Source organism: Aeromonas sp. 602200 (genome assembly GCF_049173895.1).
GTDB lineage: Bacteria > Pseudomonadota > Gammaproteobacteria > Enterobacterales > Aeromonadaceae > Aeromonas > Aeromonas veronii_A.
Genome location: NZ_JAAKSL010000001.1, coordinates 51,127 through 67,593 on the forward strand (window position 1 = coordinate 51,127; position 16,467 = coordinate 67,593).

A 16,467-nucleotide genomic window follows, 5' to 3' on the forward strand; every position below is an offset into this window, starting at 1 on the left:
GCCCCCTGCGAGTAGGAGATGGGGTGCGTAACGAGGCGTTACGCGACCCAGCTGGCCAAGGTGTCAGCATTGAGCTCGGCCAGCGAGCTGAGCTGGTAGTTGGCGATGGCCAAACGCGGGTCACCCACCAGCGCCGGATCCGGCACGATCAGCGCCTTCATCGAGGCCGCCTTGGCCGCCAGCAGGCCGGTAAAGCTGTCTTCGATGGCCAGACAATGAACCGGTTCTACCCCCAGCTTTTCGGCGGCGTGGATATAGACATCCGGGTGAGGTTTGCCGAAACGCTCGATTTCAGCGGAGTGGACCGCCATAAAGCGATCGCGAATGCCGAGTTTGCCGAGCACCGCTTCCACCATCGCAAAGGGTGAGGAGGTCGCCAGACCCACTTTCAGCCCGCGGGCCTCGATAAGGTCGAGCGCTTCCAGCACACCGGCTTTGGCCTGACCTTCGGAGAGGATCAGGGCGTTGACCTGATCCAGAATGCGCTGTACTACCTCTTTCTGAGTCGGGCCGCTCCACGGGCGCAGGCGATACCAGTGGGCAACCAGCTGATCGATGCGCACGCCGATGGTCGATTCACAATCCTCTTCCGTGTGGGGGTGACCCAGTTCGGAGAAAACGGCGATCTGGGCCCGTTGCCAAAAGGGTTCCGAGTCGATCAGAACACCATCCATATCGAAGATCACGGCAGCTAACATCTTGTACTCCTGACAAATTTGAAGAGGGGATTATAAGCCTGACGGGGAAATGCAAAAGGGGCATTGCCATGCCCCTTGCGCCCGATCACATCGGCAAACGTTTGTTTTGCTGTGGCAAAAAAGCTCTTAGAACAGCACTTCGACCTTGGCGGCCACGGCTTTGGCTTTCTCTACCGCATCCTGGCAATCCGCTGCGCGGGCCAGCGCCACGCCAAGACGGCGGCGACCTGCGATCTCCGGCTTGCCAAATAGCCGCAGCTGGGCGCCCGGCACCAGTGCCAACGCCTCACCAATCCCCTGATAGCGGATATTCTGGCTGTGCCCTTCGCGCAGTACCACGGCGGAGGCGCTCGGCCCGTACTGGGTGATGGTGCCGACCGGCAGCCCCAGAATGGCGCGCACATGCAGGGCGAACTCTGAGAGATCTTGCGAGATCAGGGTCACCATGCCGGTATCGTGGGGACGCGGCGAGACTTCGCTGAACCACACTTCATCGCCTTTTATAAAGAGCTCGACTCCGAACAGGCCGTAACCACCGAGGGCCTCGACCACCTTGGCCGCTACCTCTTTGGAGCGGGCCAGCGCCAGTTCGCTCATCGCCTGCGGCTGCCAGGATTCGCGGTAGTCGCCATCTTCCTGACGGTGGCCGATAGGCTCGCAGAAGTGAATGCCATCGACGGCGCGTACCGTGAGCAGGGTGATCTCGTACTCAAAGGGAACGAAGCCCTCGACGATCACCTTGCCACGGCCGGCGCGCCCACCCTCCTGGGCGTAGGTCCAGCTCTCATCGATCTTGGCGAGATCGCGCAAGACGCTTTGCCCCTTGCCGGACGAGCTCATCACAGGTTTCACCACGCAGGGCAGGCCGATGGTCTCGACGGCGGCGACAAACTCCTCCTTGCTCTGGGCAAAGCGGTAGGGGGAGGTGGGCAGGCCCAGGGTCTCGGCGGCGAGACGGCGGATCCCTTCCCGATTCATGGTGAGTTGAGTGGCGCGGGCGTTGGGTACTACCTTGACTCCCTCTTGCTCAAGGGCTGCCAGGGTATCGGTGGCAATCGCTTCAATCTCGGGGATGATGAGGTCGGGTTTAACCTCGGCGACCAGCTCGCGCAGGGCGTTGCCATCGAGCATATCCAGCACATGGGCTTTGTGAGCCACCTGCATGGCGGGGGCAGTGGGGTAGCGGTCGGCGGCGATCACTTCGATCCCGAACCGTTGCAACTCGATGGCGACCTCCTTGCCAAGTTCGCCGGAGCCCAGCAGCAAGGCACGAGTTGCGCCGGGGCGGGTTGCGGTTCCAAACATACGATCTCTCCTGATGTCGATGGTCATTGTTGATGATCGCTATCGCACGAATAGCGGACAAAAAAAGAGGCACGCATAGCGTACCTCAGGAAACGGGTTTGTGAGCGCGCTGCTCCAGATGGGTCAGCAAGGTAATGGCGCCAATGATGATGGCGGCGCCAAGCCACAGACGGCCGGGAGGAGCCCAGCCAAACACCAGCCAGCCCGCCAGCACGTTCATCGGCAGCTTGGCAAAATCGAAAGGCTGCACGAAAGAGGCCTCCGCCACGCTGTAAGCGCGAGCGATGGACATCTGGGCCAGTGCCGTCAGCACACCGGAGGCGGCTACCTGCAGCCATTGGCTCTCGCTTGGCCACTGCCACTCCGGCAGGGCCAGCATGATGTTGAACGGGGTACTGAAAATAAGCAGATACACCACTATGGTGTGGGATGATTCGTTGGCCGCCTGATAGCGCACCATCAGGGAGTAACCTGCCCAGAACAACGCCGCCGCCACCGGCAGCAGAGAGGCCCAGTTGAACTCGTCAGTCCAGGGGGCGAGGATCAGCATGGCGCCGGCAAAGCCCGCCAGGGTGGCCAGAATGCGGGTGCGGCTCACCTGCTCCTTGAGCAGCAGGGCGGAGCCCAGGGTGGCAAACAGCGGCGAGGTCATCAGCAGGGCGATCCCCTGCCAGATGGGGACGGGGTACGCCAGTGCCCAGAGCCAGAGCTGGATGCCGATCACTGCCAGCAATACCCGCAACAGGTGCAACCGGAACTGATTGGTCATCAGGGATTGGCGCAAGCCGTGGCGAACCAGCCAGGGCAGCAGGCAGATCAGGGCGATCAGGTATTGATGAAAAGCGACTTGGGTCGATGGGAGGCCAAGCTTGAAGCTGACATACTGGCTCAGGCTGTTGACGGCGGCGAAGCAGAGTCCTGCCACCATCATCCAGACTGCACCGGCCAGAGGAGAGTGCCTGCGCGAGGGTATCATGGGATCCGGGTCGCTGGAAAAAAGTGCGGCGGATCATAACGGCAATCGTTTGTTCTGCCAAGGGTTGAGGCGTGGCCGCGTGGCTGGCTGGCGAGGAAGTGGCCTTTCATCAAAAATTTTGAACAAGTTGAGCATCTATTTTCGCTATCAGCAAAGAAGCGCAATGTTTAGAGTGACCTCCATCGACAGCGCAGCTGTTCAACCGACAACCAAATGGAGTTTCACCATGGCCAATATCCTCGTTCTCAAATCCAGCATCCTGGGTCAATATTCCCAATCCAACGCCCTGATCGACGGCTTCCTGGCTGACCATCAGGATGATGTCGTCACCGTACGTGATCTGGCTGCCCTCAACCTGCCGGTGCTGGATGGCGAGCTGGCCTCCGGCCTGCGCGGTGGTGACAACCTCAATGAGCGTCAACTGGCGGTGATCGCCCAGTCCGACGAGCTGATCGCCGAACTCAAAGCGAGCGACTTGGTGGTGATTGCGGCCCCCATGTACAACTTCAACATCCCGACCCAGCTGAAGAACTGGATCGATCTGGTTGCCCGTGCCGGCGTCACCTTCCGCTATACCGAGACCGGTCCGGTCGGTCTGGTTGAAAATACCCGTGCGCTGGTGATCAGCCCCCGTGGCGGCATGCACGTCGGCAGTGCCACCGATCTGGTGACCCCCTACATGCGTACCGTGCTCGGTTTCATCGGTATCAAAGAGGTGGATTTCATCTACGCCGAGGGGATGGGTATGGGACCGGATGCCCAGAGCAAGGGGATGGAAGCGGCCAAAGCGCAGCTTGAGGCTCTGGCTATCTAAGGGCTCTCTCTATAAGGGCTATCTATCCCGTCAGGGGTTATCTCTCTCTAGGGGTTGCCCTGCCAGATACAAGAACGCAGCCATCAGGCTGCGTTTGTTTTTTGGCTAGATGTGATTGCGACAGACGTTACTGCTACAGAGAGTATCGCGGCAAGCGGTCGGTATAGACGTTCCGGCGGAGTCACTACTCCATCATAAAGCGGCGACAACCGCGCACCAGCAGCAATGCCACCGTGACCAGCAGGCCAAGCAAGAGGGTGGTCAGCCACTGTTCGGTACTTTGTGGCAAGTGGGGCGTGAAGAGGCTGATCATCAACAGGGTACAGAGCGTGATCAACAGGCTCTGTCGGGTCATCAATATCATGGGGTCATCCTTGGTTTGCTCACCTGAAACGATTTTAATGCCCTCTTGTGACAGGGTGATGTATCCGTGCATCACTCTGTTGGGGCTCTTCAGACCATATCAGGTTTTTACCGCAGAGCCAGCGCCATCACTGGCGCTGTGATCCCGATCCCGCTAGATCTCTTTATCTGAACTGTTTCTGCGCTGGCTGGTAGTGAAAATCACCGCTGGCGAGCCGCGCTTCCAGTGCCGTCTGATCGATCTCCTGCGCCTTGCAGAGATCATCCAGATCGTCATAGCGATCACGTAGCTGCATATTGACGACGCTCAGTAGCATGTTGATGTCCATGGTGGCGAACTTTTTCAAATCCATGATTATTTCTCCCGATCCAGTGATTGCAGCTGCTCGATGGCGGCGCTGACGCTGTGCAGATGCTGGCGGATCGCCTCGCGGGATTCGCTAGGCAGATAGTCGGTCAGGGTATGTTGCCAGCTGCCCGCTTCACTCTTGAGCTGCAGGAAGAGGGCGAGCCCGGCATTGGTGAGGGAGACCAGGCTGATGCGTTTGTCCTGTTCGCTGCTCTCGGTAAAGATGATCCCTTTTTCGACCAGACGGCGGATCTCGCGGGAGATGCGTACCTTGTCCATGCCGCTCGCCTCGACCAGCTCTTTCTGGCTGATGGGGTAGTTGGGGCCGAGCACCATCATCAGGCGCCATTGCGGCACGGTCAGCTGGTAACGCTGCTCATAAAACTGTTCGAAGGTATCCCGTAGCATCTCGGCGGCATGTACCAACTGATAGGGCGGGTAGTGAGCGAGTAACGCTATGATTTTTGACATATTACACCCTGCTGTGACGGCTGCATCAGATGCAGTTTCTTTTGATACTTTGACATTGATGATACGAAACTCAAGCTGATTTGTCTGACCCGGTTGCGATGAAATGTGCGGTGGCGCACGCCCTCAAGGAAAAACCGGGTCTGACCGACGGGATTTTAAGCCAACGCTGTTCAGCCTTTACGCAACCAGATGAGGGCGTTCTGCTTGAGCCAAGCCTCGCGAGTGTGGATAGCGTAGAGCGCGGCCTCGTCGCGGCTGCCCGCTTGCCAGCTTTGTGGCTCCTGTTTGGGCAGCTTGCGCTGACCCAGCAGGCAGGCCGGAATGTGCGGGTTGGCCTCGATGGCGACCAGCAGATGGGGCTTGGCTGCCTCGGCACCCTCGGTAGCAAAGACCATCAGTGCCTTGTTATAGAGCAACCAGCTGGAGGCTTCATCGAAGCGCACCAGCAGGGCGGCCAACGCCAGCCAATCACCTTGCAGTGCATAGAGGGTGGAGAGGTTGTAGCGGCAACCCAGCTCATCGGCCATGCAGATTGTCAGCAGCGCCAGATACTCCGCTTTGGCCTCGCCCAGCTTGCCAAGGCGCAACAGGCAGTCGGCGCGGCCGGCTCTGGCGGCCAGCAGAGGACGCAGCTCGGGGGCACTCCAGCCGTGGCCGGCGATTTGCTGCCAGAAGGCTTCATCAAAGAGCGGAGTGGCATCGGCGATGATCTTCTCGAACCAGCCGAGGCGGGCCTGATGATCGCGGCAGCTGTCGGCCAGCTCGAACCAGGTCTGCCACTGTTGGGCCTGCTCGCCATTGAGGGCCACATCAGCGTTGGGGGCGGCCTGATACTGGTCGAGGTTGAGCAACTGGTTGAGGGCGGTTTTCATATTCTGGCGCTGGCGTTTGCAGAACTCGACAAAGGGGAGTTCGCTGGCGGCGGCGCTATAGAGCATCTGGGCCATCTGCTTGTCGCGAAACAGGCTCAGCTCGGCGGCCAGACTGAAGCGGTACTGGGTGGTCGGGTCGTTCAAATCCTTCGGCTTGGGCCAGGTGGCAAAACCCATGCTGAAGCCATAACACCATTGACCGAGTGGGTGGCTCTGTTCGAACACCTGCTCGGGGTTATCGCTGGGCAGGCGGCATTGACTCGGCAGGGCCAGCTGGGCGTCGTCGGCCTGGGATTCCAGCTCGGCGATCAGGTGGTTGAGGGCTTCTGCGCTTTTTTCATCCAACTCGGCATCCTGTTCCAGCAGACCAGCCAGCGGGCGTTGCCAGTCAGGGCTTTCCGGCCCTACCAGACGAGCACAGAGAAAACCGTGCAGGGCTGGGTAGGTCATGTCCTGATCGCTGTGGCTCTGGATCCATTGATTAAGATGGCGGGTGCGAGTGGATGGGTTCATCGACAGTTCCTCTGGATTTGAACAGCCGCGAAGTCTACCTAAAAGTGGGGTTATTTGCAGCAAATGGCCGCCTGTTTGGCGATTTAATCACCATTGGCGGATAAGATAGGGGCGAAAGAGCGGCCAGTGGTGGCTTGGGGACTAGGCCGGATCACCGCTCTTGAGGTAACATGCGCGCCCATAGGGGCCATGATCAATTGGCCCATCCGGGTAATGAAAAAAGAGAGCACCATGATACAGATTGGCAAGATGAACACCCTTACCGTTGTTGAACTCGAAGACCGTGGCGCCTGGCTTGCGGCCGATGAGTACGGTGAACTGCTGCTGCCCAAGCGTCAACTGCCGGAAGGGGTGAAAGAGGGGGATAGCGTGCAGGTCTTCCTCTATCTGGATGCCGATTGCGAGCCGGTGATCACCACCGACAAGCCATTTGCCATGGTGGACGAATTTGCCGGTCTGAAAGTGGTCAATGCCAACAAGATTGGTGCCTTCCTCGACTGGGGCATGAAAAAGGATCTGTTTGTGCCTAGCCGCGAGCAGAACAAGCCGATGCAAGTGGGCCACGTTTATCTGGTGCGTCTGCAACTGGATAATGAAGGGCGCATGGTCGGCACCAGCCGCATCGAGCGTTTCCTGACCCCGGCCGGCAGCAATTTCAAGGTTGGTGACGAAGTGACCGCGCTGCCGGGGGAGCACTCGCCCCTTGGCATCAAGGTGATCGTCAACGGTCAGTATCCCGGCATGCTGTTCAAGAACGAAGTGTTTGGCCGGGTGATGACCGGTCGGCCGCAAACCGCCTGGGTCAAGCAGGTGCGCGAAGATGGCAAGCTCGATCTGACCCTGCAAAAGCCGGGTCTGGCGCGGGTTGATGATGCCGGTGAACGCATTCTGAGCCGGATGAAAAAGCAGGGCGGCAGTCTGGCGGTGGGTGACAAGAGCGAACCCGAGCTCATCTACAAGCTGTTCAGCATGAGCAAGGGCACCTTCAAGAAGGCGATCGGTGGCCTCTACAAGCAGGGCAAGATTGTTATCGAAGACAATGCCATCACTCTGGTGGCCACAGAGACCGACTCGGCCGTGGATAGCGAATAAGATGCCGAGTCCCTGTGTTGGTCTCTGCAAGGCGAAAGACGGGCTTTGCCTGGGTTGTGGCCGCACCCTGAGCGAGATCGGCTACTGGTCGGCGATGGATAGCAAGGCCCAGCTGGCGGTGATGGCCGAGTTGGATGGCTCGAAAAGCACCCACCGCTGCCCGGGTTGTGGCGAACCGGCCTATTGCGCCGTCTCTGCCGGTCAGGCCATTGCGCAGTGCTGGTGCAGCCAGTTACCGGTACTGCCGATGCAGGAGGCCAGCGCTTGCTGGTGCCGCCGCTGTCTGGCCAAGGCCATCGCGGCGCAGGATTAGCAGAGAACAGCAATAAGAGTGCACAGAAACAAGAAAGGCGCCGATGGCGCCTTTTTTATGCCTGCTGCTGGCGATGCCAGCGCACATGCACTTGATCTTCGGTCAACAGACGGGGCAGCAGGAAGGTGGCGAAGATCACCTCAAACTCATCCTGATGATCCAGCAAACCGACCCACACTTCGACCCAGCGCTCCATATCGACCGGCTCACCCAGCTCGGTCGACCAGTCGGCATTGGGCAGGGTTGCCTCCACGGCGCCACGCTGCTCAAACTCCAGGGTGATGTCGACTATTTGTTCGGGGGCCAGCATATCGGCGGCCTGCTCAAGAAACTGATCATAGGCCCATTCGACCAGCTGATCCGGGGTACGCTGTTCCATGAAATCACTCCAGATACATCGAGGTTCGCTACTGTAACAATTATTGACTGCGGCGGCCAGACCAGTACGCCGGGCGTGGCTGGCCTGTCCAAGTTGCCGTTGGGGGAGTATGGTTAAGGCGCGGATCAGCTGGCAGGGAGTAAGGGGATGAAGCAGCGGGGACGGCGGCAACAGATCAAGCGACGGCGCGAGGCCTGGTGGTGGCACTATCTGCCGCTTCACCGCGAGACGGTGGGCGGCCATCTGGGCCCACCGGAGAAACCCGATGAGCCCTGAGGATCAGTCGGCCTGATGCACCCGATTGAGGGTGATCTGGCCCAGTTGTCCCATCTGGCGGCGGATCCAGACCGAGCGCTTCTGCACGTAGGGTGACGGGGGCTTGACCCGATAGCGCCACGGATTGGGCAGGGCGGCGGCCAGCAGGGATGACTCGTAGCGGGTCAATCGGCTGGCCGGTTTGCCGAAGTAGGTGCGGGCGGCGGCTTCAGCGCCATAGATGCCGGGGCCGAACTCCACGATATTGAGATAGACCTCGAGAATGCGGGCCTTGTCCCAACCCAGCTCCATCAGCAGGGTAAACCAGGCCTCCAGCCCCTTGCGCAGGAAGCTGCGATCACTCCACATAAAGAGGTTCTTGGCGGTCTGCTGGCTGAGGGTGCTGGCGCCGCGCACCCGTTCGCTGTGCTGGTTGTGCTTGAGCGCCGCATTGATGGCATCCATATCAAAGCCGTTGTGGTCGGCAAAGCGCTGATCCTCGGCGGCGATGACCGCCAGTTGCAGCTCTTTGGAGATAGACTCCAGATCTACCCATTCATGGCGCACCTGGGTGATCTTGGCGGGCGGAAACAGGGCCCGCTCGACACGCCAGCTCCACATCGGCGGATCGATAAAACGCAGCAAGGCGACCGAGCCGACCGAGCAGAGCAGCCCGGCCAGCGCGATCTTGCCTGCCCACCTCAACACCCAGCGCCCAAACGATGCAGATGGGCGCTCAGGGGCCACAGAGTCAGGGCCAGACTCCCACTGATAGTGGCTGGGATCATCGGGATCCGGAATTATTGGGGCAGCCATTCGATGTGGCAGAACTTCTCGTCAACACGGCGGGAGAGCAGCATGCGGGCAAACAGGTGCTCATACTCTTGTTCTTCATTGCCAAGGCCTACCCAGATCTCGGCATAGTCGGTGTCGCTCACGGCAAAACCCACGTCCGCTTCCCAGTCATCGGCCGGGTCGGTTTCGGCCAGCAGGCCGCGGTCGTTGAACTCCTGATTGAAGCGGGCGATCTCCTGCTCCGGCAGGTTGTCAGAGGCCAGCTCCATAAAGAGTTCGAGGGCGGTATCGAGCAGTTCCTCGACGCTGTGCATTTCGTCATTCATAGACATAAGCGGTCTGTTCCAGAAAAGAGAAAAAGGTGCCGCGCAGATCACTGCCTGCGGGGCGGCGCTATTCTAGCGGTCGGCAGACCCCTTGGCGAGATGAGGCGAGCCGCTGTGACCTGTTTTTGTGCCAATAAAAAACCGGATCCAGTGACAGGATCCGGTCTTCATTGGGGGAAGGGGTCACGCATAGGGCGTCAGCTCATCCCTTCTTGTCATCGGCGAAGGTGATGTTGAGCTCCAGTACCGACAGCTCATCACTCTTCTGATCCAGTTGGACGGTTATCTTCTCCGGATCAATGTTGACGTATTTGCGGATCACATCGAGGATGTCCTGCTTGAGCTGGGGCAGGTAATCCGGCCCCCCTCTGGATGAACGCTCGTGAGCAACAATGATCTGCAACCGCTCTTTGGCCAGTTGTGCGGTGTTCTGTTTCTTGTTGGAACGAAAATAATCCAATAATGACATGTTTAACTCCCGAACAGTCGGCTAAAGAAGCCCTTCTTCTCTTCTTCCAGAAAACGAAATTCCTTGGCATCGCCCAGCAGGCGGGACACCGCATCTTCGTAGGCCTGACCGGCATCGGACTCCTTGTCCAGAATAACCGGTTCGCCGGAGTTGGAGGCGCGCAGCACCGCCTGGGACTCCGGGATCACCCCGAGCAGCGGGATGGCCAGGATCTCCTGCACATCCTGCACGCTCAGCATGTCGCCGCGGTTGACGCGGGTCGGGCAGTAGCGGGTCAGCAGCAGGTGCTCCTTGATGGGGTCTTCGCCACGCTCGGCGCGACGGGACTTGGAGGCCAGGATGCCAAGGATTCGGTCGGAGTCACGCACGGAAGAGACTTCCGGGTTGGTGGTGACGATCGCTTCATCGGCAAAATAGAGTGCCATCAGTGCGCCCGCCTCGATCCCCGCCGGGGAGTCGCAGACGATGTAATCGAACTTCATCTCCGCCAGTTGATCCAGGATCTTCTCGACCCCCTCACGGGTGAGGGCATCTTTGTCCCGGGTCTGGGAGGCGGGCAGGATAAACAGATTTTCAGAGCGTTTGTCTTTGATCAGCGCCTGATTGAGGTTTGCTTCCCCGTTGATGACGTTGACGAAGTCATACACCACGCGCCGCTCGCAGCCCATGATGAGATCCAGGTTTCTCAGACCGATGTCAAAGTCAATGACCACTGTCTTGTGACCACGCTGGGCTAAGCCGGTGCTCAGGGCCGCACTGGTTGTGGTCTTGCCAACGCCACCTTTACCCGATGTAACGACTATGATTCGCGCCATTCTCGCTTCCTTGTAACTCTATTTGATACGGTCTATTCGGAGTTGTTCGTTGTCCAGCCGGACGTGTACCGGTTGCTGGATCAGGCCTGCCGGCAATGCATCGCTCAGCTGGAATGTGCCCGCGATGGAGAGCAGCTCGGCCTGTAATTGCTGGCAATAGATCCGGGCCTGGGTGTTTCCCCGGGCACCGGCAATGGCTCTGCCACGCAGGGTGCCATAAATATGAATGCTGTCGTCGGCGAGCACTTCGGCTCCCGGACTGACGGACCCCAGCACCACCAGCGAGGTGCCGGCGGCGTAAATCTGCTGGCCGGAACGAACCGGTCCCACATGTACCTTGCTCGGGATCAAGGGGGCGGGTTCGGGCTCGGGAACCACCTCAGGGGCGGCTGGCACTGGGGCAGGCTCGGGTTCCGGTTCGCTCTTGCGACTCTTGCCCGAGGCCATCACAGCCAGTCCCACCGCCTTGGCGGCTGTCTTCATCTCTTCACTGCGCGCCCCCGTGATGCCGACCAGCACAAACTCTTCGGACTCCACCAGCTCCTTGAGCTGTTCGAAATCGGGAATATGTTCCAGTCGGGAAACATTGATCACCAGTGGCGCACAATTAAAAAAGTAGGGTGCCTGGGCCACTTTTTCGGCCAACAACTGACGTATCCGCTCAGGCTCGCCATCGCTGATATGCAACACAGAAATAGTGAAGGTGGTCCCTTTCAATTCGTTATCGCGCTCAACCATGAATCTTCCCCGAGGCAGAGATGCTAATCCGTTATTGTTATTCAATTCCTGATGTTATAGTTTGCCCCCATCAGAGGCAATAAACTCGTCGGATTATATCAATTTCCATGTTGTGTGCAGTCTATAAAAGTCGCAAAAAAGCCGAGACCTACCTTTTTGTTGAAAAAAGAGAGGATTTCTCCCGCGTTCCCGAGCCACTGCTGAGCGCATTCGGGCGTCCCGAGCTGGTGCTGATGACCAAGCTGGATCCGGCCAAGCCCTTGGGGTTGGCTGATGTCGGCAAGGTGATGGCCGCGCTGACCAACCAGGGGTTCTACCTGCAGGTGCCGCCGCCCCCTGAGAATTTGCTGGAGCAGCACAAGGCCAGCCTGAAAAAACCAGCCTGAATATCCAGCCCCGTTGTGTGTTCTGCCCAGCGGGGCTAATTCTTTGTGACTCTGCATGACGCATTCCGGCCCCGGAGAGGTGGCCTGCGATAATCCCGTGACAGGATCTGGCCAAATTAAACCCTCCCTTTGGTGATATTCACTTTTCGTTGTTTAAATAGAAAGTCAATCTGCTCCCAACACCATATCCTCAACCTTTGCTGGCGCTCACAAAAATAGCGAGTGGCGCGTACTCATATCCTCCATTTCAACGGTTATTGGCTCATTCATCGATTATTTTCAGCCTCTTCCTTGGGCGCTGTTTTGGCCTCCACTGCGTGATGAGTTGTCCATCAAAGGGCGCGTAAAGAGGGCGGTGATAACGGTGCTAAAACCAGTTTGCGCGATGCGCTGTGGCCAAAATGATGAGCTAACCCCCTGTTTGTGTACTTGATTGTTTGCCCTGATCACGAAAGTGCCACATAGGAGGCAATCAATGTGGCGGCGTGATAATCCGCAGGGTGAGCGGTAACCGCGTCTTGCCAAACAAGGGTATGACCAAAGGGGGGATATTGAGCTGAGGGGGCATCTCGATATCGATTAGTTGTGAAATTGTGGCTGGGGCAAGATAGCAGGTACAGGTTTCATGTAGGGGCGTAATGTCCCTCTCAATGCATTGAGAAGAGTTAATCAAGGTATGTAATTAGAGAGGTATGCAGACAATGCAATCCGCATTGCGGTGGCGTAGCAGGGTATATCAGCGACGCCCTACAGTGAAATGGTCGGTATGCCGGTATAAGTGCCTGGCATCCCATTCGGGCAATAAAAAAGGCGGGATATCCCGCCTTTGTTCAGATGAGGGTCGCAACCCCTATTTATTCGCAAGCAACCTGCATCACCTTGATGGCCAGACCACCACGGGAGGTTTCACGGTACTTGGAGTCCATGTCCTTGCCGGTGATGTACATGGTCTCGATCACCTTGTCCAGAGAGACGCGCGGCTTGGAGGTACGACGCAGGGCCATACGGGAGGCGTTGACTGCCTTCATGGCTGCGATGGCGTTACGCTCGATGCAAGGCACCTGTACCTGACCGGCAACCGGATCACAGGTCAGACCCAGGTTGTGTTCCATACCGATCTCGGCAGCTTCGCAGACGTGCTCCGGGCTACCGCCCATCAGCTCGGTCAGACCGGCAGCGGCCATGGAGCAGGAGACACCCACTTCACCCTGACAGCCCACTTCGGCGCCGGAGATGGAGGCGTTCATCTTATAGAGGATGCCGACGGCACCGGCAGCCAGATAGAAACGGGTGTACTCGTCACGGCCAACCGGCTGGATGAACTTGTCGTAGTAGGCCAGTACGGCCGGGATGATACCGGCAGCGCCGTTGGTCGGGGCAGTGACCACTCGGCCACCGGCAGCATTCTCTTCACTCACGGCCAGAGCGAACATGTTGACCCAGTCAACGATGTTCATCGGGTCGCTCGAGAGGTTCTCGTTGGTGTTGAGCTGACGGTAGAGCGGTGCGGCACGACGGGGTACACGCAGCGGGCCGGAGAGAACGCCTTCGGTACGGCAGCCGCGCTCGATACCTTCGCGCATGGTGTTCCAGATCTTGCCGAACTTCTTGTAGATCTCTTCCGGGGTGTTGAAGCACTTCTCGTTTTCCATCATCAGGGCAGAGATGGAGAGACCGGTCTGGCTGCAATGGGCAACCAGCTCGGCGGCGCTCTTGAACGGATAGCGTACGGACATGTCGCCGCTGTCAGCCTTGCCGAAGTTCTCTTCGTCAACGATGAAGCCACCACCGATGGAGTAATAGGTCTTGCTGTAAACCACTTCATCTTCGATCAGGGCAGTCAGCTTCATGCCGTTTTCGTGCAGCGGCAGGGCTTCGTCGTGGAATACCATGGCGTCACGCGGGAAGCTGACGGTGTGGCAGTGCAGGCCGATCGGCAGGCGCTCGGTCTGCTCAACACGGGAGATAAACTCGGGGATGGCATCGATATCGACATTTTCCGGCAGGTTGCCAGCCAGGCCCATGATGATGGCAGTGTCGGTATGGTGGCCTTTGCCAGTCCAGGAGAGGGAGCCGTAAACATCGACATTGATCCGGGTTACATCGCGGATCTTGCCGCCCGCGCGCAGCTCGTCAACAAACTGTTTGGCCGCTTTCATCGGGCCAACAGTGTGGGAAGAAGAGGGGCCTACACCGATTTTGAAGATATCAAAAACGCTGATCATGTCACTATTACCTCAGGGTAGAAGGGGGCGGCATGCCCACTCACAGAAATTTGGGAGATCCATGGAGCGCGCTTGTCAGCGCAGGTCACAGAACCAGATAACCGTAGTGTAACGGCTCTCGACCTAAAAAAAGTTGAAATAGATCTATTTTTGTTGAATCTGAGGCGCGAGTATAAAATTTATTTTTGTGCTTATCCATTTTGTTAAGCGTTTGCCCATAAAAATACCCGGCGATGCCGGGCATTTGGGAACCAAATGGAGTCATTTGCCGTTTTTTAACATTCGGTAATGTTAACGGCGAGGCCGCCACGGGCCGTCTCCTTGTATTTGGTCTTCATGTCGTTGCCGGTCTCCCACATGGTCTTGATCACCTTGTCGAGCGACACCTTGTGCTCGCCGGTGCCGCGCAGGGCGAGGCGGGCGGCATTGATCGCCTTGACCGCCCCCATGGCGTTGCGCTCGATGCAGGGCACCTGCACCAGTCCGCCTATGGGATCGCAGGTGAGGCCGAGATTGTGCTCCATGCCTATTTCGGCGGCGTTCTCCACCATGGCCGGGCTGCCACCCAGCAGTTCGGTCAGTGCGCCAGCCGCCATGGAGCAGGCGACACCCACTTCACCTTGACAGCCCACTTCGGCCCCGGAGAGGGAGGCGTTCTTCTTATATAAGATGCCGATGGCAGCCGCGGTGAGGAAGTAGCGGATCAGCGTCTCGTCATCCACCTTGTGCACGAAGCGATCGTAGTAGTGCAGCACGGCGGGGATGATGCCCGCAGCGCCATTGGTGGGGGCGGTGACCACCCGGCCACCGGCGGCGTTCTCCTCATTGACCGCCAGCGCAAAGAGATCGACCCACTCCATCACCATCAGCGGATCCTTGTTGAAGTTGGTCTCGCAGCTTAGCTGGCGGAACAGCCCCGGGGCGCGGCGCCGAACCTTGAGGCCGCCCGGCAGCACCCCTTCGCTTTTGCAGCCTCGCTCGACGCAGCCCTGCATCGCCTGCCAGATCTTGCGCAGCCCCGCTTTTATCTGCTCATCGCTGCGAAAGACCCGCTCATTGGCCAGGATCAGCCCCGAGATGGAGAGGCCGCTCTCCTGACAGTGGGTCAGCAGTTGGGCGCCGCTGTCGAACGGGTAGGGGACAGGGTGCTCGGCATCAGACTTGGCGGCCTCTTCCTTGGCGGTGGCAAAGTGGCTCTCTTCGATGATGAAGCCGCCCCCAATGGAGTAGTAGGTCTGGCTGAAGCGCAGGTTTTCCTCTTTATCAAAGGCGCGCAGAGTCATGCCATTGGTGTGGGCCGGCAGGGTTTTGCGACGGTTGAAGATGATGGCACCGGTGCGCGGAAAATGGCTTGGTTGCTCGCCTGCCAGCTGCAGGTTCTGCTCCTTTTCCACTCGAGCCAGAATGGCGGGAATCGCATCGATATCGACCGATTCCGGTTCAAAGCCCGATAACCCCAGAATGATTGCCTTGCCGGTACCGTGCCCTTTGCCGGTCTGGCCCAGCGAGCCGTAACACTCCACTTCGACCCGCGTGACCTCTGGCAGATGGCCTTGCAGCTTGAGCTGCTGGACGAAGGCATAAGAGGCACGCATGGGGCCGACGGTATGGGAAGAGGAGGGGCCAATTCCGATGGAAAACAGGTCAAACACGCTGATCATGACATCAATCCGGTGATGGTTTATGTCTGTTTATTCTAGGATTTTTGCCGTGGATGGAAAGCGGGGATGTGCGGTGCTGTGACATGGACACAGATAATGGGGCTGGGGGGACCAAGAAAGTTGAAGGGGCTGATCCCCTTCAACCGGCCTGATCAGTCGAGAAATTCGCACAGGTAGGCGGTGGGGGTTTTCACTTCCAGTTTGAAGGAGGAGTGACCGGCAACCAGGAAGGATTCACCCTGGCTGTAGGTGTGCCACTCATCTTCATCAGCCAGCTGGATGGTGAGGGCGCCCTTGATCACTGTCATCCGTTCGGGGGCGGCGGTGTTGAACAGGTAGTCACCGGCGTTCATCACCCCGACGGTTGATTTCTCGCCTTTTTGTTCGAAACCGATGGATTTTACATTTCCGTCGAAATACTCGTTAACTTTCAGCATCTTTACATCCCTGTGTGTACGTTTGTGCAGCCAAACTAGCACAATCTTTTGCCAGTTGTCATGGGGGATGAGGTAAAAATCGCCGAGACCGCTTTGAATCTTCACTTTTTCGCAAACTTATTAATAGCCAAGGTTAATGATTTGCTGATTTAAAACAGCAATTAAATGTGAGATAACACGCGCAAACAGGGGAATGGGCAGCCGCTCATTCCCCT

At 58.2% G+C, this 16,467-nt stretch carries 21 protein-coding genes; 5 read left to right on the forward strand and 16 right to left on the reverse strand.

Annotated features, from left to right (window positions below):
- Positions 1-38: 38 nt before the first annotated feature.
- The 3 genes from hxpB to G5221_RS00275 form a co-directional block, all read right to left on the reverse strand.
- Positions 39-698 carry a hexitol phosphatase HxpB gene (gene hxpB / locus G5221_RS00265; RefSeq protein ID WP_139408317.1) on the reverse strand — a complete coding sequence of 220 codons (660 nt, stop codon included), beginning with the start codon at positions 696-698 and terminating at the stop codon, positions 39-41.
- A gap of 126 nt (positions 699-824) precedes the next feature.
- On the reverse strand, positions 825-2,003 hold the full coding sequence (gene purT / locus G5221_RS00270) for a formate-dependent phosphoribosylglycinamide formyltransferase (protein ID WP_421262577.1): 1,179 nt from the start codon (positions 2,001-2,003) through the stop codon (positions 825-827).
- A gap of 85 nt (positions 2,004-2,088) precedes the next feature.
- The gene (locus G5221_RS00275; protein WP_421262578.1) at positions 2,089-2,979 is read right to left on the reverse strand and encodes a DMT family transporter; all 891 of its coding nucleotides are present in this window, start codon (positions 2,977-2,979) and stop codon (positions 2,089-2,091) included.
- 226 nt (positions 2,980-3,205) lie between these two features.
- On the opposite strand from G5221_RS00275, the gene G5221_RS00280 reads away from it, so the two are divergent.
- Positions 3,206-3,793: an FMN-dependent NADH-azoreductase gene (locus G5221_RS00280; protein ID WP_162506373.1), complete on the forward strand. Its 588-nt coding sequence runs from the start codon at positions 3,206-3,208 to the stop codon at positions 3,791-3,793.
- A gap of 184 nt (positions 3,794-3,977) precedes the next feature.
- On the opposite strand, the gene G5221_RS00285 is transcribed toward G5221_RS00280, so the two are convergent.
- The 4 genes from G5221_RS00285 to G5221_RS00300 form a co-directional block, all read right to left on the reverse strand.
- On the reverse strand, positions 3,978-4,157 hold the full coding sequence (locus tag G5221_RS00285) for a hypothetical protein (protein WP_005345799.1): 180 nt from the start codon (positions 4,155-4,157) through the stop codon (positions 3,978-3,980).
- Positions 4,158-4,320: 163 nt separating this feature from the next.
- A complete protein-coding gene (locus tag G5221_RS00290) occupies positions 4,321-4,509 on the reverse strand; it encodes a DUF4250 domain-containing protein (RefSeq protein ID WP_257724851.1) in 189 nt (62 codons plus the stop codon).
- 2 nt (positions 4,510-4,511) lie between these two features.
- Positions 4,512-4,976, reverse strand: coding sequence for a MarR family winged helix-turn-helix transcriptional regulator (locus G5221_RS00295; RefSeq protein ID WP_005336856.1), 465 nt, complete (start codon positions 4,974-4,976; stop codon positions 4,512-4,514).
- A gap of 170 nt (positions 4,977-5,146) precedes the next feature.
- Positions 5,147-6,361, reverse strand: coding sequence for a UPF0149 family protein (locus G5221_RS00300; RefSeq protein WP_421262579.1), 1,215 nt, complete (start codon positions 6,359-6,361; stop codon positions 5,147-5,149).
- Positions 6,362-6,592: 231 nt separating this feature from the next.
- Between G5221_RS00300 and G5221_RS00305 the strand changes: the two genes are divergently transcribed.
- Together G5221_RS00305 and G5221_RS00310 are read left to right on the forward strand one after the other, a co-directional pair.
- Positions 6,593-7,453: a CvfB family protein gene (locus G5221_RS00305; RefSeq protein WP_005336853.1), complete on the forward strand. Its 861-nt coding sequence runs from the start codon at positions 6,593-6,595 to the stop codon at positions 7,451-7,453.
- A 1-nt stretch (position 7,454) separates the two neighbouring features.
- A complete protein-coding gene (locus G5221_RS00310; RefSeq protein ID WP_421262580.1) occupies positions 7,455-7,766 on the forward strand; it encodes a DUF1289 domain-containing protein in 312 nt (103 codons plus the stop codon).
- Between the two features lie 55 nt (positions 7,767-7,821).
- On the opposite strand, the gene G5221_RS00315 is transcribed toward G5221_RS00310, so the two are convergent.
- Positions 7,822-8,145 (reverse strand): HI1450 family dsDNA-mimic protein, encoded by a 324-nt coding sequence (locus G5221_RS00315; protein WP_005336851.1) that lies wholly within the window; start codon positions 8,143-8,145, stop codon positions 7,822-7,824.
- A gap of 147 nt (positions 8,146-8,292) precedes the next feature.
- Between G5221_RS00315 and G5221_RS00320 the strand changes: the two genes are divergently transcribed.
- Positions 8,293-8,421, forward strand: coding sequence for a hypothetical protein (locus tag G5221_RS00320; RefSeq protein ID WP_019445852.1), 129 nt, complete (start codon positions 8,293-8,295; stop codon positions 8,419-8,421).
- A gap of 3 nt (positions 8,422-8,424) precedes the next feature.
- Here G5221_RS00320 and mtgA read toward each other — a convergent pair whose 3' ends face one another.
- The 5 genes from mtgA to minC form a co-directional block, all read right to left on the reverse strand.
- On the reverse strand, positions 8,425-9,216 hold the full coding sequence (mtgA, locus tag G5221_RS00325; RefSeq protein WP_421262581.1) for a monofunctional biosynthetic peptidoglycan transglycosylase: 792 nt from the start codon (positions 9,214-9,216) through the stop codon (positions 8,425-8,427).
- A complete protein-coding gene (locus G5221_RS00330) occupies positions 9,201-9,527 on the reverse strand; it encodes an HI1450 family dsDNA-mimic protein (protein WP_005352317.1) in 327 nt (108 codons plus the stop codon). Before G5221_RS00330 ends, mtgA begins: the two co-directional genes overlap by 16 nt.
- A 196-nt stretch (positions 9,528-9,723) precedes the next feature.
- Positions 9,724-9,990, reverse strand: coding sequence for a cell division topological specificity factor MinE (gene minE / locus G5221_RS00335; RefSeq protein ID WP_005336848.1), 267 nt, complete (start codon positions 9,988-9,990; stop codon positions 9,724-9,726).
- A 2-nt stretch (positions 9,991-9,992) separates the two neighbouring features.
- Positions 9,993-10,805, reverse strand: a complete 813-nt coding sequence (gene minD / locus G5221_RS00340) for a septum site-determining protein MinD (protein ID WP_005336847.1) — start codon at positions 10,803-10,805, stop codon at positions 9,993-9,995.
- An 18-nt stretch (positions 10,806-10,823) separates the two neighbouring features.
- Positions 10,824-11,543 (reverse strand): septum site-determining protein MinC, encoded by a 720-nt coding sequence (minC, locus tag G5221_RS00345; RefSeq protein ID WP_139408307.1) that lies wholly within the window; start codon positions 11,541-11,543, stop codon positions 10,824-10,826.
- Positions 11,544-11,650: 107 nt separating this feature from the next.
- Here minC and G5221_RS00350 point away from each other — a divergent pair, with 107 nt between their 5' ends.
- Positions 11,651-11,929 carry a YcgL domain-containing protein gene (locus tag G5221_RS00350; RefSeq protein WP_270904862.1) on the forward strand — a complete coding sequence of 93 codons (279 nt, stop codon included), beginning with the start codon at positions 11,651-11,653 and terminating at the stop codon, positions 11,927-11,929.
- An 854-nt stretch (positions 11,930-12,783) separates the two neighbouring features.
- Here the strand turns inward: G5221_RS00350 and G5221_RS00355 are convergent.
- From G5221_RS00355 to G5221_RS00365, 3 genes are all read right to left on the reverse strand, one after another.
- Positions 12,784-14,154, reverse strand: a complete 1,371-nt coding sequence (locus G5221_RS00355) for an L-serine ammonia-lyase (protein WP_005336844.1) — start codon at positions 14,152-14,154, stop codon at positions 12,784-12,786.
- 275 nt (positions 14,155-14,429) lie between these two features.
- The gene (locus G5221_RS00360; RefSeq protein WP_421262582.1) at positions 14,430-15,815 is read right to left on the reverse strand and encodes an L-serine ammonia-lyase; all 1,386 of its coding nucleotides are present in this window, start codon (positions 15,813-15,815) and stop codon (positions 14,430-14,432) included.
- 152 nt (positions 15,816-15,967) lie between these two features.
- On the reverse strand, positions 15,968-16,252 hold the full coding sequence (locus tag G5221_RS00365) for a pyrimidine/purine nucleoside phosphorylase (protein WP_005336842.1): 285 nt from the start codon (positions 16,250-16,252) through the stop codon (positions 15,968-15,970).
- Positions 16,253-16,467: the final 215 nt, after the last annotated feature.

Excerpts from the sequence above, each read along its gene's own strand:
- hxpB (WP_139408317.1), bottom strand. The coding sequence starts at position 698 with ATGTTAGCTGCCGTGATCTTCGATATGGATGGTGTTCTGATCGACTCG.
- purT (WP_421262577.1), bottom strand. The coding sequence starts at position 2,003 with ATGTTTGGAACCGCAACCCGCCCCGGCGCAACTCGTGCCTTGCTGCTG.
- G5221_RS00275 (WP_421262578.1), bottom strand. The coding sequence starts at position 2,979 with ATGATACCCTCGCGCAGGCACTCTCCTCTGGCCGGTGCAGTCTGGATG.
- G5221_RS00280 (WP_162506373.1), top strand. The coding sequence starts at position 3,206 with ATGGCCAATATCCTCGTTCTCAAATCCAGCATCCTGGGTCAATATTCC.
- G5221_RS00285 (WP_005345799.1), bottom strand. The coding sequence starts at position 4,157 with ATGATATTGATGACCCGACAGAGCCTGTTGATCACGCTCTGTACCCTG.
- G5221_RS00290 (WP_257724851.1), bottom strand. The coding sequence starts at position 4,509 with ATGGATTTGAAAAAGTTCGCCACCATGGACATCAACATGCTACTGAGC.
- G5221_RS00295 (WP_005336856.1), bottom strand. The coding sequence starts at position 4,976 with ATGTCAAAAATCATAGCGTTACTCGCTCACTACCCGCCCTATCAGTTG.
- G5221_RS00300 (WP_421262579.1), bottom strand. The coding sequence starts at position 6,361 with ATGAACCCATCCACTCGCACCCGCCATCTTAATCAATGGATCCAGAGC.
- G5221_RS00305 (WP_005336853.1), top strand. The coding sequence starts at position 6,593 with ATGATACAGATTGGCAAGATGAACACCCTTACCGTTGTTGAACTCGAA.
- G5221_RS00310 (WP_421262580.1), top strand. The coding sequence starts at position 7,455 with ATGCCGAGTCCCTGTGTTGGTCTCTGCAAGGCGAAAGACGGGCTTTGC.
- G5221_RS00315 (WP_005336851.1), bottom strand. The coding sequence starts at position 8,145 with ATGGAACAGCGTACCCCGGATCAGCTGGTCGAATGGGCCTATGATCAG.
- G5221_RS00320 (WP_019445852.1), top strand. The coding sequence starts at position 8,293 with ATGAAGCAGCGGGGACGGCGGCAACAGATCAAGCGACGGCGCGAGGCC.
- mtgA (WP_421262581.1), bottom strand. The coding sequence starts at position 9,216 with ATGGCTGCCCCAATAATTCCGGATCCCGATGATCCCAGCCACTATCAG.
- G5221_RS00330 (WP_005352317.1), bottom strand. The coding sequence starts at position 9,527 with ATGTCTATGAATGACGAAATGCACAGCGTCGAGGAACTGCTCGATACC.
- minE (WP_005336848.1), bottom strand. The coding sequence starts at position 9,990 with ATGTCATTATTGGATTATTTTCGTTCCAACAAGAAACAGAACACCGCA.
- minD (WP_005336847.1), bottom strand. The coding sequence starts at position 10,805 with ATGGCGCGAATCATAGTCGTTACATCGGGTAAAGGTGGCGTTGGCAAG.
- minC (WP_139408307.1), bottom strand. The coding sequence starts at position 11,543 with ATGGTTGAGCGCGATAACGAATTGAAAGGGACCACCTTCACTATTTCT.
- G5221_RS00350 (WP_270904862.1), top strand. The coding sequence starts at position 11,651 with ATGTTGTGTGCAGTCTATAAAAGTCGCAAAAAAGCCGAGACCTACCTT.
- G5221_RS00355 (WP_005336844.1), bottom strand. The coding sequence starts at position 14,154 with ATGATCAGCGTTTTTGATATCTTCAAAATCGGTGTAGGCCCCTCTTCT.
- G5221_RS00360 (WP_421262582.1), bottom strand. The coding sequence starts at position 15,815 with ATGATCAGCGTGTTTGACCTGTTTTCCATCGGAATTGGCCCCTCCTCT.
- G5221_RS00365 (WP_005336842.1), bottom strand. The coding sequence starts at position 16,252 with ATGCTGAAAGTTAACGAGTATTTCGACGGAAATGTAAAATCCATCGGT.